General features: G+C 50.8%; 15 protein-coding genes. 11 read left to right on the plus strand and 4 right to left on the minus strand.

Annotated features, from left to right (window positions below; all coding sequences use genetic code 11):
• Nucleotides 1-67 precede the first annotated feature (67 nt).
• The 5 genes from AC07OI_RS00225 (at nucleotide 68) to AC07OI_RS00245 (ending at nucleotide 4,676) form a co-directional block, all read left to right on the plus strand.
• Nucleotides 68-1,579 carry an ATP-binding protein gene (locus tag AC07OI_RS00225; RefSeq protein ID WP_492703664.1) on the plus strand — a complete coding sequence of 504 codons (1,512 nt, stop codon included), beginning with the start codon at nucleotides 68-70 and terminating at the stop codon, nucleotides 1,577-1,579.
• Nucleotides 1,580-1,583: 4 nt separating this feature from the next.
• On the plus strand, nucleotides 1,584-2,276 hold the full coding sequence (locus AC07OI_RS00230; RefSeq protein ID WP_495255889.1) for a response regulator: 693 nt from the start codon (nucleotides 1,584-1,586) through the stop codon (nucleotides 2,274-2,276).
• 113 nt (nucleotides 2,277-2,389) lie between these two features.
• A complete protein-coding gene (locus AC07OI_RS00235; protein ID WP_495255890.1) occupies nucleotides 2,390-3,784 on the plus strand; it encodes an ABC transporter substrate-binding protein in 1,395 nt (464 codons plus the stop codon).
• A gap of 92 nt (nucleotides 3,785-3,876) precedes the next feature.
• Nucleotides 3,877-4,269: a MerR family transcriptional regulator gene (locus tag AC07OI_RS00240; RefSeq protein ID WP_495255891.1), complete on the plus strand. Its 393-nt coding sequence runs from the start codon at nucleotides 3,877-3,879 to the stop codon at nucleotides 4,267-4,269.
• Between the two features lie 2 nt (nucleotides 4,270-4,271).
• Nucleotides 4,272-4,676, plus strand: a complete 405-nt coding sequence (locus AC07OI_RS00245) for a carboxymuconolactone decarboxylase family protein (protein ID WP_495255892.1) — start codon at nucleotides 4,272-4,274, stop codon at nucleotides 4,674-4,676.
• Here AC07OI_RS00245 and AC07OI_RS00250 read toward each other — a convergent pair.
• Together AC07OI_RS00250 and AC07OI_RS00255 are read right to left on the minus strand one after the other, a co-directional pair.
• Nucleotides 4,673-5,131, minus strand: a complete 459-nt coding sequence (locus tag AC07OI_RS00250) for an Lrp/AsnC family transcriptional regulator (protein WP_492703669.1) — start codon at nucleotides 5,129-5,131, stop codon at nucleotides 4,673-4,675. The two genes, AC07OI_RS00245 and AC07OI_RS00250, sit on opposite strands and share 4 nt — an antisense overlap.
• A gap of 87 nt (nucleotides 5,132-5,218) precedes the next feature.
• Nucleotides 5,219-5,794, minus strand: a complete 576-nt coding sequence (locus tag AC07OI_RS00255) for a DUF3455 domain-containing protein (RefSeq protein WP_492703670.1) — start codon at nucleotides 5,792-5,794, stop codon at nucleotides 5,219-5,221.
• A 398-nt stretch (nucleotides 5,795-6,192) separates the two neighbouring features.
• Between AC07OI_RS00255 and rlmF the strand changes: the two genes are divergently transcribed.
• The 4 genes from rlmF to AC07OI_RS00275 all read left to right on the plus strand — a co-directional run bounded on the left by rlmF (nucleotide 6,193) and on the right by AC07OI_RS00275 (nucleotide 10,913).
• Entirely contained in the window at nucleotides 6,193-7,188 is a 996-nt protein-coding gene (gene rlmF, locus AC07OI_RS00260) for a 23S rRNA (adenine(1618)-N(6))-methyltransferase RlmF (protein ID WP_495255893.1), read from the plus strand.
• Between the two features lie 225 nt (nucleotides 7,189-7,413).
• The gene (locus AC07OI_RS00265; protein WP_492703672.1) at nucleotides 7,414-8,658 is read left to right on the plus strand and encodes a nitronate monooxygenase; all 1,245 of its coding nucleotides are present in this window, start codon (nucleotides 7,414-7,416) and stop codon (nucleotides 8,656-8,658) included.
• A 453-nt stretch (nucleotides 8,659-9,111) separates the two neighbouring features.
• The gene (locus tag AC07OI_RS00270) at nucleotides 9,112-10,512 is read left to right on the plus strand and encodes an ammonium transporter (protein WP_495255894.1); all 1,401 of its coding nucleotides are present in this window, start codon (nucleotides 9,112-9,114) and stop codon (nucleotides 10,510-10,512) included.
• Complete coding sequence (locus AC07OI_RS00275) at nucleotides 10,509-10,913, plus strand: hypothetical protein (protein WP_495255895.1); 405 nt, start codon at nucleotides 10,509-10,511, stop codon at nucleotides 10,911-10,913. Before AC07OI_RS00270 ends, AC07OI_RS00275 begins: the two co-directional genes overlap by 4 nt.
• A 74-nt stretch (nucleotides 10,914-10,987) precedes the next feature.
• On the opposite strand, the gene AC07OI_RS00280 is transcribed toward AC07OI_RS00275, so the two are convergent.
• Together AC07OI_RS00280 and AC07OI_RS00285 are read right to left on the minus strand one after the other, a co-directional pair.
• The gene (locus AC07OI_RS00280) at nucleotides 10,988-11,998 is read right to left on the minus strand and encodes a DUF2804 domain-containing protein (RefSeq protein WP_495255896.1); all 1,011 of its coding nucleotides are present in this window, start codon (nucleotides 11,996-11,998) and stop codon (nucleotides 10,988-10,990) included.
• A gap of 60 nt (nucleotides 11,999-12,058) precedes the next feature.
• On the minus strand, nucleotides 12,059-12,631 hold the full coding sequence (locus AC07OI_RS00285; RefSeq protein WP_495255897.1) for a hypothetical protein: 573 nt from the start codon (nucleotides 12,629-12,631) through the stop codon (nucleotides 12,059-12,061).
• Nucleotides 12,632-12,873: 242 nt separating this feature from the next.
• Here AC07OI_RS00285 and AC07OI_RS00290 point away from each other — a divergent pair, with 242 nt between their 5' ends.
• Both AC07OI_RS00290 and AC07OI_RS00295 read left to right on the plus strand, forming a co-directional pair.
• On the plus strand, nucleotides 12,874-14,175 hold the full coding sequence (locus tag AC07OI_RS00290; protein ID WP_492703677.1) for a TolB family protein: 1,302 nt from the start codon (nucleotides 12,874-12,876) through the stop codon (nucleotides 14,173-14,175).
• 104 nt (nucleotides 14,176-14,279) lie between these two features.
• Nucleotides 14,280-15,053 (plus strand): FadR/GntR family transcriptional regulator, encoded by a 774-nt coding sequence (locus AC07OI_RS00295; protein WP_495255898.1) that lies wholly within the window; start codon nucleotides 14,280-14,282, stop codon nucleotides 15,051-15,053.
• The last annotated feature ends 162 nt before the right edge of the window (nucleotides 15,054-15,215 follow it).

Here is a 15,215-nt window from a genome sequence, read left to right on the forward strand (position 1 = left end):
TTCCTCCATAATTGGCTGGCATCATGGCAAATCAATACAATTCAATACAGTCTGGGAGCCTTGAAGTATGCGTCTGACCATCGCCCGCAAGCTTGCTTTGGCAATTACGGCAATTGTGATTATCAGCATAGGCACGCTGGCCTGGGTCACCAGTCAAAACCTGAAAAGTGGCTTTATTGCCTATCTCAGTGATCTGGAGCGGCAAGACCTGGTCAGGCTCAGTAATTTGCTGGCAGACGATTATCGTCAATATGGCAATTTTGACCGCTTCCAGGCTAACCGCCGCCCCATGCGTGACTTGCTGGATCAGATACGCAGCAAGCCACGTCCAGAAAATGAGGATGCACCTCCGCCACCACCACCGAGAAGAAGACAACGTGAAGGCGAAGCTGAAGATCACAATGACCAGCGCCCGCCTCCCCCGCCACGGAGCCAGGACAGACCGCCACGTGATGCACCACCTGAACAAAGACCGCCAATAGATCCGATGAACTTTGGGCAAAGACTGTCACTGATCGATAAGGATGGACATGCACTGATAGGCCCAGGCGACGCTCCTGGTGGCAGCATCGTGCCTATCATGCTAGGCAATGAGAGAATAGGGATGCTGAGGCTTGCCCCCTTGCGACAAATCTCAAATGCCAGCGCCATGGATTTTGTCAGTGTGCAAATACGTCATACCTTATGGCTGGCGCTGACGTTGATACTGGTATCGCTGATATTTTCGCTATGGCTGGCGAGACATTTATTACGGCCTTTAAAATCGCTGCATCAGGTGACTGCAAAAATTTCCAAGGGTCAGCTCGACGCCAGGGCAGAAATGATCAGTCAGGATGAACTCGGTGACCTGGCGCGTGATATCAACAGCATGGCGCAAAATCTGGAAAGGAATGAAGCACAAAGAAGCAAGATGCTGGCTGATATCTCACATGAATTGCGTACCCCGCTGACCGTGATCCAGGGTGAGATAGAGGCGCTGATGGATGGGGTGCGCCATATCACGCCTGCGGCACTGGAATCTTTGCATGCGGAGGTACGTCACCTGAACAAGCTTGTGGATGATCTGCGTCAGTTAACTTTAGCCGATGCCGGTGACCTGCACTATCAATTCCAGGCCATGGATTTGCGCCCCATGCTGGCAGACTTGTTGCAGCGCTTTGGCTTGCGCATAGAGCAAGCAGGTCTGCGCCTGGAAAGCCAGTTGGGTGACATGCCAGCCTGGATCAATGCCGATGGTGGCCGCCTGACCCAGGTACTTAGTAATTTGCTGGAAAACAGCATACGCTATACCGATAGTGGTGGTGTTATTTTATGTACGCTGATACGCAATGGTGCCTTACTGGAGCTACGCCTGGAAGACAGTGCACCTGGTGTACCAGATGCCAGCCATGCCCTGTTATTTGACCGTTTATACAGGGCCGACAGTGCGCGTGACCGCGCCAGTGGCGGCAGCGGTCTGGGGTTGGCGATTTGCAAGGTCATCGTTGAAGCACATGGTGGACGTATCAGCGCCTCTGCCTCACAATTGGGTGGTGTGAAAATACTCATGCAATTGCCTTTTATCAAGACACCAAACTAATCCCATGGATACCAAGGCCCACATATTCATTGTTGAAGATGACTTGAAAATCGCTGCCCTGCTCAAGGATTATTTGCTGGTAGCTGGATATCAGGTCAGCCATGAAACCAATGGCAGACTGGCGCTGGAACAGCTGCGACTGTCAGCACCCAACCTGATCTTGCTTGACCTGATGCTGCCTGAACTGGATGGCATCAGCATTTGCAATGAAGTGCGCAAATTCAGCCAGGTGCCCATCATCATGCTGACTGCGCGCGTTGAAGAAGTGGATCGCTTGCTGGGCCTGGAAACCGGGGCAGACGACTATGTCTGCAAACCCTTCAGTCCGCGTGAAGTGGTGGCGCGTGTCAAAGTACATTTGCGCCGCAGCATGGCTGGTCAGGATAAGCAGTCCACTGCTTCGCAGTCACGTTTTTCTATCGACAAACAACAACTGCGCATACTGGTGGATGCCCAGCCCTTGAATCTGACACCAGTAGAATATCGCTTGCTGGCCGAATTCATCAGCCATCCTGAACGTGTGTTCTCACGCCAGCAATTACTGGACTTTGCCCATGAAGACCAGCGCGACATCAATGACAGGACAGTAGATACGCACATCAAGAACATACGCAAGAAGATACAGGGAAAACTGCCGGGTAATGAATGCCTGCATTCTGTGTATGGCGTGGGTTATCGCTTTGAACTGCCGCTGTAAATTATTCTGAACACTCAAAAAGAGGCAAAGCGGCGTTTTTGCGAGCCAATACGCCGCTTGCCTGCATGATGGAAAAGCGAGAATAATGTTTTGACTGTTACCCTTGTTAAAACATGACTCTGCACATCGTCACCTTAAAAAAACTCTTCCATATCGACCCGGCCAGGACTAATGCGGTCTGTCATCCGCTGAGTTCCCTGTTGTATCAAACCCTGTTACGCATCAATCGTTCAGGTGATAGCCCTGTTGCTGACCTGGCCAGCAGTTGGGCACATTCTGCCGATTACAGAATATGGTCGTTTGCCATGGCACCTGCCTGCTTCCGTGATGGCAGCCCGCTACAGGCTTCGCATGTAGTGAACAGCTTTGCCCGTCACATCTGGCCATCATCCACCTCCATCTTTGCCGGGTTGTTGCGTGACTTGATTGTGGGTGCCGCAGATTGCAAGGAAGGTGACATCCCGGCGGGCCTGCATGCCGATGATGAGCAGCATCGTGTACTCATACAATTAAAACAGCCCTATTGCCCTTTACTGGAAATCATCGCTCATCCCGCCATGGGGATTTGCCTTTCAAGTGACAGCAATGAAATGACAGGATCTGGCCCTTTGTCTATATCGTCCGCCAGCAGTACAGAAATACAGCTGGAACCTAATCCTGCTTATGCAGGTCTGCGCAAATTGCCAGAGCGAATCTGCATACAGCTTCATGATAAATTTGATGATGTGCTGCTTGCCATGCAAAACGGTAAAGTGAATGCAACCTTACTTGAACGCAAGCATCAACTCAGACTCGATACCATGCCAAGCATGCATTCCACCAGATTGCGTGACCGCTGGTCAGGCATGTTGATCCTGAACGCGGCAGGCGTATTCAATGAGCAGGCCATGCGCAAGGATTTTCATGCACTGGTACAAAAACAAGCACAAGAAAAGCTTGGCAATTTTTACTACACTGACTTTATTCCAAATGACATTTTGGATGTGCCTGCGGCACCAGTTAGCAACATAACGCGGGAAGAATTTCACCAGCGCTGGGCCGGGCGTTTTGCCGCAAAGCCAGTCCGCATCCTGTATGCCACCGGGCGTGGGGCCTTGACCATAGCACTTGATTGCGCCATTGAGGTATTGAAAGCCTGTGGCATACACTGTGAATTGATACATACGACAAATGCGGAGCAAGTCTATGATTTCGTTGCCAAAGGCGCGTTTGATATAGTCGCACGCGGCTGGATACAAGACTTTGATGATGCTGACGAGTATTTTGGTGTCTATAAAAAACAAGCGCCGCAAGTTGAGGCACAGGCTGCTTATCAGCGCTTTTACGACACTGTAGCGGCGAATCGGCACTTGGCAGATGTGCATGCCAGATCAACTGCCTACGCGCAAGCTGTAAAAGCACTGGATGAAGAGTATCTGTGCATCACAGTGTGCCGCGATCATCACCGGATTTTTCATGACAGCAATCTGCATTTGCAGGCGCTTTGCCGCGATCCTTTCGATTTATAAGTTGCAGCCATCATTCCTGCTTGAAGATCACGTCCAAAAAATAAATCCTGTATGCTTGACTTGGAGTGCACTCTAACTTCTATGATCAAACCGTGACCAAACAATTTATTTCCATAAGCGAACTGGCTGCCCTGATAGGCTTGTCTGCGTATACCTTGCGCTTCTATGAAAAAGCCGGGGTATTGCAGGCCGCAAAAAGGGCAGATAACGGCCACAGACGTTACAACAGCCAGGATGTCTTGTGGCTGGAGTTTGTCCTGCGCCTGAAGCGAACCGGCATGCCGCTTGCGGACATACGTGAGTATGCACAGCTCAGGGCAGATGGGGAAATGAGTTTGCAACAGCGGCTGACGATGCTGGAGCTCCATCGTCAGCGCCTGGCCACCACCATGTCTGAGCTTGCAGCAAATGCCAGCGCCCTGGATGACAAGATTCAGGTTTATCAGGAAATGATACGCAAGTCTGGCAAGAAAAAGAGAGTCTGATCATGGATCAAAACAGAAATGAACTTACTAGTGAACGTTACCGGCGCGGCTGGGAGAAATTGAGAGAGATAGATGGCGAAGCAGGAGAAAAAGTCATTGCATCACTGGCTGATATCGCCCCCGACTTTGCCCGTTACGTGATTGAATTCCCATTCGGGGATATTTATTCACGCCCACAACTGGATTTGAAATCACGAGAAATTGCCGTGGTAGCAGCGCTGACGGCACTGGGAAATGCTACTCCTCAGCTCAAGGTGCATATACAGGCAGCCTTGAATGTGGGATGTACGCGGGATGAAGTGATTGAGGTCATCATGCAGATGGCGGTGTATGCTGGCTTTCCAGCCGCCTTGAATGGCTTGTTTGCAGCGAAAGAAGTGTTTGCTGCGCTGGATACAGTCGATTAAATCGGCAGACAATAGCTTTGCTTGACGGTATCCATGACGACCGTGGTGTGGAACTTGAGGATATTGTCGTTAGTGAAAAACACGGCGCGGGTGAAGCGCTCATAGGCAGCCATGTCTGTGGTTTGCACGATGAGCATGAAGTCAAATTCACCCGCCAGATAAAAACATTGTTGGACCTCTGTCAGGGCTTGCATGTCTTGTTTAAAGCTGTCAATGACATCGCCCAGGCCTTTTTTGAAAGCCACTTCAACCATGACGGTCAAAGGATAACCAACCGCCTGGGGGCTGACTATCGCGACTTCAGCGCTGATCACGCCTTCATCGCGCATTTTGCGTATGCGCCGCTGCACGGCCGTGGCAGACAAGCCTATGTCTGCCCCTATCAGCTCTGCTGAATGGCGGCTATTCTTTTGCAGGTAGCGCAAAATGGCGAGATCAAAGCCATCCAGTATCATTGCTTGAGGATAACAAGTTCATAAAGGGAGACCTATTATGAACCCATATGGAAATCAAATCCTTAACTGGCAGCAATAAAGCGGCAATTAATTTGCTTTAAAGAAATAATATGTGGCTTTATAAGGCGTACGTGTTTCTGCGCCGATCTGGAAATCCGAGCATCCCGTCAAAGGAGCTTTGCCGCCGACAGTGACTACACGCTGTATGCTCGTCACCTTGGAAAAAGTCCCCGTTGCAGAGCTGGACTTCGCTTTCAACAGTAACCAGGGAATGGCGTTGGTATCAACGCTGTCACTCTTGGCGACCACTTCAGCCACTACCTTGCTGCCATCAGCAGCTTCCCAGGTTGGACCTTCATAGTGTTTGCCCAGTTTAGGGCTGGTCGGGTCGTGGCTGGCGTACAGCTCGGCTTCTGGTGAGCGGAATACCCATTCAAACTTCTTGGGGCCGCCTTTATTGGCTCTGCAGTCATAAATCTGCACGCCGGTTGCCGCCATTTGAAAGGCCAGCACTTCACCAGCAGGCGCTTTCAGACTGACTGGCACGCTAACGACCTGCACAGCAGGCACCACAGGGCCAGCGGTATGTTTGACAGGCGCGGTCGAGCAGGCTGACAGGATGGCGGCAGTGGTAATGCTGCCAACGATAGCGATTTTCTTCATTTCTTATACCTTTCAATAAGATGTTCAAGGCGCTCACTCACCGCGATCAACAGATAATTTGATATATCCAGGTGCTCAGGCTTGCATCAAGCACTCGCACGATCATACTCTGCAATGGAACATGCCATTGCTATCATTAGCTGCTGGGGGGAGTGTAAATCTGGATCGGGCAGATTTTAGCAATGCTGTTTTAAAATAAATAAAACACTTACTGAATTTTACATCCTCGTCACAGGAGCACCAGCCCTACTTAAGTATGGCTCGCCATAATGCTGTTTATTCTTGCTCCATATAAATTTGCCTTATGGTTTAACAAACAGCAATGCGTCCTTCATGGGACAATAGGGCTTAGATACCCTGCCTGCATCAGGCATGACGAATTTGTGGATTCAGGCTTCATGAGCAACAAAAACAAGAAGGAAACAAGAAATCAGGGTGGCAGGCCATTGCTGCATGCGCGCAATCGCCATCAGGGGCGCTATGATTTTCCTGCCCTGATCAAGGCAGAGCCAGCGCTTGAGCACGTCCTCATCACCAATCCTGCTGGTGAGACAAGTATCAATTTTGCCGACCCGCTGGCAGTCAGGCTGCTCAACAAGGCGTTATTGCAAAGTAGTTATGGCGTGTGCGATTGGGATATTCCCCCGGAAAATCTTTGCCCACCGGTGCCGGGTCGTGCTGATTATCTGCATTATCTGGCTGATTTGCTGGCTGGCAGCAACCAGGGACGTGTACCGAAGGGTAAGCAGATACTGGCTTTGGATATTGGTACAGGTGCCAGTTGCATCTATCCCTTACTCGGTATCAGTGAATACGGCTGGTCATTTTGCGCCAGCGACATTAACCAGGCTTCTTTGGCAAATGCCCAGAACATACTAGACCGCAACCCCAGCCTGGGCAAACAGATCCAATTGCGTCATCAGACGAATGAATTATCCCTGTTCAAAGGCATAGTAGCTGATGATGAATGGTTTGATGTCAGCCTATGCAATCCACCATTTCATGCATCCGCCGAAGAAGCAAGGGCGGGCAGCATACGCAAATGGGAGAATCTGAATAAAAACGGCAAGCCAGAGCAAACTGAACCGGTGCTGAACTTCAGTGGTCAGGCGGCAGAACTCTGGTGTAAAGGTGGGGAGCTGGCTTTTATCGAGAAAATGATCAGGGAAAGTGCAGCTATACCCACAAAAGTCTTATGGTTTTCTACCCTGGTATCAAAATCAGCCAATTTGCCCGCAATCCATACGGCATTGAAGCAAGTCAAAGTCTGTGATGAGAAAACCATTATCATGAGCCAGGGTAATAAAGAGAGTCGTCTGGTCGCCTGGACTTTCTTGAATGCAAGCCAACAAGCTGCCTGGGTTAAATTACGTTGGTCAAATGGCAAGAGATAAGGCCTGCACCTGGGTATTTGCCTCTCTTACAGAATATAATCTTAGCTATAGCGCCTAGCCCTGGCTTACAATCTCGTTCGACTGCCGGTTTGCAGCCTGGAATCAACAAGAAATAACAAGAAGTATGCAATATGTATCTGTAGAGTAAGAGTACTACGAGTATTGAGAGAGTACTAAATATAGCGTCGCGTGATTTACTTTTGAGCAAATGTGTCAAGGATAACAATGAAACGTGTAGATGATTTCCGCCTGAAGCTGGGCAAAGATGAGCTGGTTCCTATCATGATCGGTGGCATGGGCGTCGATATTTCCACTGCTGAACTGGCACTGGTTGCTGCACGTCTTGGCGGGGTTGGTCATATTTCTGATGCCATGGTGCAGGATGTCTCTGACCGTCGTTTTGACACCAGCTTTGTCAAGGAAAAAACCAAATTCTACAAATACAATATTAACAACTCTGACAAGACTGACGTCAAGTTCAACCTCGAGCAACTGGCAGAAGCAACCCGACTGCACATAGGCAAGACCATGGAAGCCAAGCAAGGCAAGGGCATGATCTTTGTCAATTGCATGGAAAAACTGACCATGAACGGCCCGCGCGAAACCCTGAAGGTGCGTCTGGAGTCTTCACTCGATGCTGGTATTGATGGCATCACCATGAGCGCTGGTTTGCATCTGGGTTCTTTTGGCCTGATTGCTGATCACCCGCGCTTCCGCGATGCCAAGCTGGGCATCATCGTTTCTTCAGTACGTGCGCTGCAGTTGTTCCTGCGCAAGAATTCCCGCCTGAATCGCCTTCCTGACTACGTCATCGTCGAAGGGCCGCTGGCTGGGGGCCATCTTGGTTTTGGCATGGACTGGGCAGAATATGATCTGCAAACCATCATTACTGAAATTGTACAGTTCCTGAAGGCAGAAAACCTGGATATTCCACTGATTGCCGCTGGTGGTATTTTCACCGGTAGCGATGCCGTGTCCTTTCTGGAAAACGGCGCTGCCGGGGTACAGGTAGCAACCCGCTTTACCGTCACCAATGAGTGCGGCTTACCAGCCAATGTGAAGCAGGAATATTTCAAGGCCAGTGAAGGCGACATCGAAGTCAATAATATCTCGCCTACAGGCTACCCTATGCGCATGCTGAAGAATACGCCAGCGATAGGTGATGGCATACGCCCAGGTTGTGAATCTTATGGCTACCTGCTCGATGGCAATGGCAACTGCGCCTACATCACATCGTATAACCGTGAAGTGGCAGCACACCCTGATGCCAAGAAAATCTCAGTCATGGACAAGACTTGCCTGTGCACCCATATGCGTAACTTCAATTGCTGGACTTGTGGGCAAATGACTTACCGTCTGAAAGACACGACCCGCAAACTGCCGGATGGCACTTATGAATTGCTAAGCGCAGAACATGTGTTCCGCGATTACCAGTTCAGTGTAGATCACCAGATTGCCTTGCCAGTGTAATCTGGCAAGCTGAAAACAAGACGCCGCTTTAGCCTTTGCGCAAAGCGGTGTTTTTTTATGGATAGCACAAATTGCTTAAAACTGGTTTAGCACCCAGTCCGTGCAAACTCATGCCGCACGGTAATATTTGCTTACATTTTGGTGCGTCCATTTCCCCTGACTGGTATCACAAGCAATATATTTCCCTTTAATAGCCCGCAGTTACACAAATCCACTGATATCAGCCTTGGCATGAAAAATGCTGCATTGCACATGCCAGTGAACCGTCACAGTGGAGTCGAGAGTGAGGGACATGTGCCCGGCGAATCAGGGCAAGGCACAAAGCACAGCGATAGCGGGGCTATCGCGAGCATTTGCCACGCCGCCATGATCGCTCTGCGCACATGGCAGGCACTCCGATTTTCACTGTGACAGTCCACGTCATTGACGATGTTTTTTGAAAAGGCTAGCTTGATGAAAATACGCGTGCTCTCCAGCTTATTGCTCTTCCTCTCTTTCAGTCTCTTGCTGTGCAGTGGCACTTGCAATGCGCAGGCAGAATCCCCCGTGACTGCGTCGGTGAGTGCAGCAACTACAACTGCGCCTGTGCTTGCTGCAGTAGCCCCGCCGGCCATGAGCAAGCCTGGCATGATCGCCGCAGACAAGATCAGCGCTGGCGACACCGCGTGGATGCTGACCTCGACTGCACTGGTATTACTGATGACCATACCCGGCCTGGCCCTGTTTTACACCGGCATGGTGCGCAAGAAAAATGCCCTGGGCACGATGGCACATAGCCTTGCGACCACCTGCATCGTCACGGTCTTGTGGGTAGTGCTGGGTTACAGTCTGGTATTCACTGCGGGTTCGCCTTATCTGGGCAGCATGGACAGGTTCATGCTACATGGCGTGAGCTTCTTGAAAGAAGCCGGGCAGCTCAGCGTACATCAACTGGCACCGACGATACCGGAAAGCGTGTTCCTGATGTTCCAGATGACGTTCGCCATTATCACCCCTGCGCTGATTACCGGTGCCTTTGCTGAACGCATGAAATTTTCTGCGCTGCTACTGTTCATTACGCTATGGTCATTGCTGGTATATGTGCCAGTCGCACACTGGGTGTGGGAACCGGCAGGCTGGCTGGCAGCGCGCGGCGTGCTGGATTTTGCTGGCGGAACTGTCGTGCATATCAATGCTGGTGTATCTGGCCTGGTAGCTGCCCTGATCATCGGACCACGCCTGGGTTTTGGTAAAGAACCCATGCCACCGCATAATTTATTGCTGACTGCGATTGGCGCATCGCTGCTGTGGGTGGGCTGGTTTGGTTTCAATGCAGGTTCTGCGGGTGCAGCAGATGGCCGCGCCGGTTTGGCCATGCTGGTGACACAGGTAGCAACAGCGATGTCCGCGTTGGCATGGATGATCGTGGAGTGGCTGCGCCGTGGCAAACCATCGGTGCTGGGCATAGTCTCTGGTGCGGTCGCCGGTCTGGTGGCAATCACACCTGCATCCGGTTTTGTCGATCTGACGGGTGCGCTGGTGATAGGCGCAGTGGCTGGCGTAGCATGTTACTGGGGTGCGACCTCTCTCAAATCCATGGGGGGCTACGATGATTCACTGGATGTATTTGGCGTGCATGCCATTGGTGGCATAGTCGGCGCGCTGCTGACAGGTGTATTCGCATTGAAGAGCATAGGCGGTGTCGACGGCAGCCTGGTGACCCAGGCCTTTGGTGTCATCGTCACGGTGATTTATTCTGGCGCTATGACTGCCCTGATTTTGTGGCTGGTCAAAGTGAGCATAGGCTTGCGCGTCACCAATGAGCAGGAAAGAGAAGGACTTGATCTTGAACTTCACGGGGAGCATATCTTATGAGTACCAGCAGCCAGATACAGAATGCGATGTCGGATAATCTTGCCTTCTCCCTCATGGCAAGACTGCACGTGATTTTACGGCGGCAAAATGGCCGCGTCACTGACATAGAATACATGCGCGTTAATCCTGGCTATTGCCGCGCCATACTGGATCTGGCGCTGGAACTACCGAATCAGGACTTGCATGAAATCTGCCAAAAGCTTGATGAAATCTATTTTGGTGAAGATGGCCTGTTCGTCGCGCCACCACCAGCCGATCCGCTAATCAACAGACTGGTCGTCAGAAAACAGGTCAGCAACAGGCTGAACGATAGTCCCATGCTTAATATAGCCAATGTGCCCGCGCCAGTACTGGATCACAATGCCATGGTCGACCAGACTTATATAGGTCGATTGCGCTAGCAGGCCAACAGTATATTCAGGCGGTGGATAACTCTGGAATTGCGGGATGATCCAAAAGTGTTAAGACCCGACGACTACCATTTGGAAAAGTGGTCTTCCGTTACGCCCACCAGGTTTTCTATCTGCCGCTTGGGTGCATCCAAGCTGGCCCTGACCCAGCCACTAAAGACACCTATGGGTTGCAGGTAACGGCTGCTGGCGATGATGAGGTTTTTGTTTTCTGCGCGAAAACCTTCGGGATGGAAATGCACATCCAGCAAACCATCATCGGTATGGATATGCCAGTCAGCCATGGCCTGAGTGGCATCAAAGTCAAATTGTGCCGCGCCAAGTGGAATAATCTTTCCATCCAGCCACAGGGCATTTTCATGACTGGAAAAATATCCTGCCTGCAAATTAAAACCTATGTCCAGCGCATGTGCTGATGCCCAGCGCCAGCCTGTTTCGCGTGCCAGAAATCCATTGCTATGGTCATAGCTGCCAACACCATTTTGCAGACTGAAGCTACGGCTACCAACACGTACTTCGCCGGTCAATTGCATGCCTGCCGATTTGACGGTTGCATGCACAGTGCCACCCAGCACCTCACCCACCGCCAGCAAGGAAGGCGCAGCAGGTCTGGCATCCAGCAGAGTATTGATGTTGAATGAACCGCATTGCAGTTGCAATTCATATTGCCTGCTTGCAGGCAAATGTTGAAAGCGAATGTGCTTGCCGAAAAATCGAAACTCCGAACTTGCCTGCTCTGCCGGATGTGCATTCAGTTTTGCAGTCAATCCCGGCAAGCCATCCTGGGAATAACTGGCAATGAGCTTGCCTGCCAGCCTATCGAACACATAGGCAAAGGCAGTGTTAGTCCATCCCACATCGACAACGGCGATGCCGCAAAATATTTCGTCTGTCGCCAGTGCCACGTAATGCCAGTGTTTATGGTGCAAGGCTTGCCATAGCTTGCCACGCCTATGCGGGATGGCCAGCGCCGACCAGTCTATGACTTCAGGTGCACCGGCATATTTGCCAAATCGTACCTGACCGTCAGGATGCAGGACTTGTGTTGGAGCAGGTGGCAGAAAATTGGCTGGCATAGTGTCTTCATTGTTTTTATATGCCAGCGATTCTGCAGTAAATCAGTTAGAGGGTCTATTTCAAACTACACTCATATTCTGCACTACCGGAATACCCATGAGTTTCAACAGAGCATAGCCCCATAACAACAGGCCCGCCCCCAGGCAGCCATAAGGATCAGCAGCACCTTGGGAAAGCACGAAGGGATAGCTAAGCGCAAACAGACTCATCACCAGGCCGAACCAGAAATGCCCGGGAGCATTAAACAATTTCGCTAACGGCAAAAAATGCAGACCAACTACCAGCATGGCAAAGGGGATGACCCAATCAGCCAGACCCATATTCGCCAGTACATTTCCACCGACCAGGATGGTGATCCATTGAGCGGCATTAATCAAATGGAACAAACGCCCTGCTCTTTGTGCGCCTGGACTATCGTCGTCAGCGTAGGCCTTGTAGTGATGATGACGCTGCACGGCCAACCCCGCGAGAGTCAATCCCAGAACAGCGATGACCAGATAGACCAGCCAGTTGCCATGCATGCCACGCTGATTCCATAAAGCCAGCCAGGCAGCACCAAAAACAGCAAAGAACATCGCGCCCTTGGCACGGGCAGCGTGAGAAGAAAATGTGGCAGCGTTGATTTCAGACATGATGGACACTCCTTGTTGAACTGTTGCCAGTATGGCGAAAGAGAGTCAGCGATATCAGAGCAAAGTGTCAGGACTTGCGAATGACAAATGTCACGTCTGCGAGTGTGATGTCTGTTTTGGGGTTCAAAATACGGAATTAGCATGGTTGGTACGACTTGCATGCATAATATTGCTTTTGCAATTGCTTGCAGAATTGTTTGCAATGCGGTCCGCGCAGGCGACAAAGGACAGGAGATTCTTAAGTGCACTTACTCATTATTATCATTGCCTTGTTGGCCCTGGCCTATTTTTTGAATCAGGCCATGCAAAAAAACAAGTCAACGCAGGACGGAAAGCCTCTGCCCACAGCTGGCCATGATGCCGCGCATCAAAGCCATCTTGACCGTGCTGCAAGTGCGCAGGCGGTTGCTTTTATCTCGGAAGGCAAATTGTTTTACCGTGCTGCCCATGGCGAAACCAGGCAATTGCACAGTCCGTATGTGCAAGAGATGCTGGACAAGATGGAAAAACACAGGGAAAGGCATGCCTGGAAACAAAACACCAGCTTTGGTGTTTCTGCCTCAGGTGCCTGGCGCCAGTTTGACGGCGAAGCTGCGCAGATTAATGCAACGGCCATGCAATTTGATGAGCAGGGTCGCATCCTGTATTTTTTGCAGGACGCAGGCATGGGTGGCCTGTTTTCATATGATCTGGAAACTGGCACCGAAAAGCGCATATTGCACAGGCAAAACCTGGCACTGACAGACATGCATCTGGACCAGAGCAGTGGCAAATTGCTGGCCTCATCAATGAACAAAACCGGCATCGCCAACCTGGTCATGTGCAATCGTGAAGGTGATGAATACCGCGAATTGACGGGTGGCGATACCCTGGACACCAGCCCCTGCTGGATACCGGATGCAGAAAAGCAGATCCTGTATCAATCAACCGGTATCGCCCGCAATCAAAGTGGTGTCACACTGGCTTATGGCAATGCCAGCATACAGATGCTGGATATTAAAAACGGCGCTGTCACGCCAGTGCTCGATGATCCACAATATGATTTCCTGCATCCACGTGTCTGCCCGCAAGGTAATCTGCATTTCATCCGGCGCCCCTATGAAGTCCCCAGGTACGACACCAGCAATGCGCTGCTGGATACCTTGTTTTTTCCTTTCCGTTTATTGCGTGCGGTGTTTCATTATCTGAATTTTTTCTCCATGATGTATAGCCGCAAGCCTTTGACCAGTGCATCCGGCCCGGCCTTGAATGCAGACTTGAAAGAAATCATCCTCAAGGGCAAACGCATAGATGCTGAAAAAGCCCTGAAAAAAGAAAGCATGGTCAATGGTGTACCCTCACTGGTACCGGCTTCATGGCAGCTGGTGAGCCGCAACCGTCAGGGCAGTGAAACTATCCTGGCGACCAATGTGGCCGCTTATGATATGCGTGCTGACGGCAGTATTGTTTACTCGAATGGACGTGGTGTGTTCTTATTGGGTAGCGGCAGACAATCAAGTCTGATATTGAAAAGTGAGCTGATTGCCGACGTTATCTCACAATAAAGGCCAGAGAAACACGTTATATGTTGTCATACAACTTTGCACTGACTTTTTAAGTTAAAATCAGTCTATAGCCATCAATCACTCTTCAGTACAATACCCGCTTCATGGAAACTCAAGACTACGCCAACGCTCTACCGGCCAAAAGACGGCATAAAAGCCTGTCACAGGGGCTGGTAGAAAGTATTAGCAATAACATCAAGAACGGTATCCTGAAGCCGGGTGAAAAACTGCCCACTGAGTCTGCCATTATGACTTTATATGATGTCAGCCGTACCGTAGTGCGGGAAGCCATATCGCATTTGCAGGCAGCAGGGCTGGTGCAAACCCGTCATGGCATAGGTACTTTCATCCTCGAACCTAGCCAGGCGGCCAGCACAGGCATGTTGCGCGAAGCCATCGTCACTGTCAGGGACGTGCTGGATATACTGGAACTCAGGATCAGTCTGGAAACTGAGGCAGCCTGGCTGGCCGCCTCACGCCGCACTGAAGAACAGGCGGTGGCGCTGGGTAAGGCATTGGAAGATATTCTGGCGAACAAGACGGAAGAGAATGCCTCTGTGAATGCCGATGTGCGTTTTCACTTGCTGATCGCCCAGTCCACTGGCAACCGTTACTTTGTTGACATCCTCAGCAACCTGGGTACCACCATTATCCCGCGGGCCAGATTAAAGTCTGCCATGCTGACGCTTGAAGGTAGCAATAGTAATAACTCAAGCACCAGCTACCTGGAAAGGGTCAACCGCGAGCATGAGGATATCTACCTTGCCATCCAGCGCAAAGACCCGGAAGCAGCCCGTGCTGCCATGCGCACCCACCTGAGCAATAGCAGGGAAAGATTACGTCAGGCACAACAGCGTATAGAGGCACCCACAGTTTAGTCCCGGCTCTTCAGCTTAAATAGGACTTACGCGAAATTGTCCCAGCAAGGCGTACAGTACTTTTATAGTACGGTTAGGAGCTGCAACGCAGCTGGGGCGGTTTTGCGTAAGTCCAACCAAATTCAAATTTTTTAAAAGTGTGCTTGTCTTCTCTTATTTTAA

It is taken from the genome of Undibacterium sp. GW821-FHT07F11 (assembly GCF_059418665.1).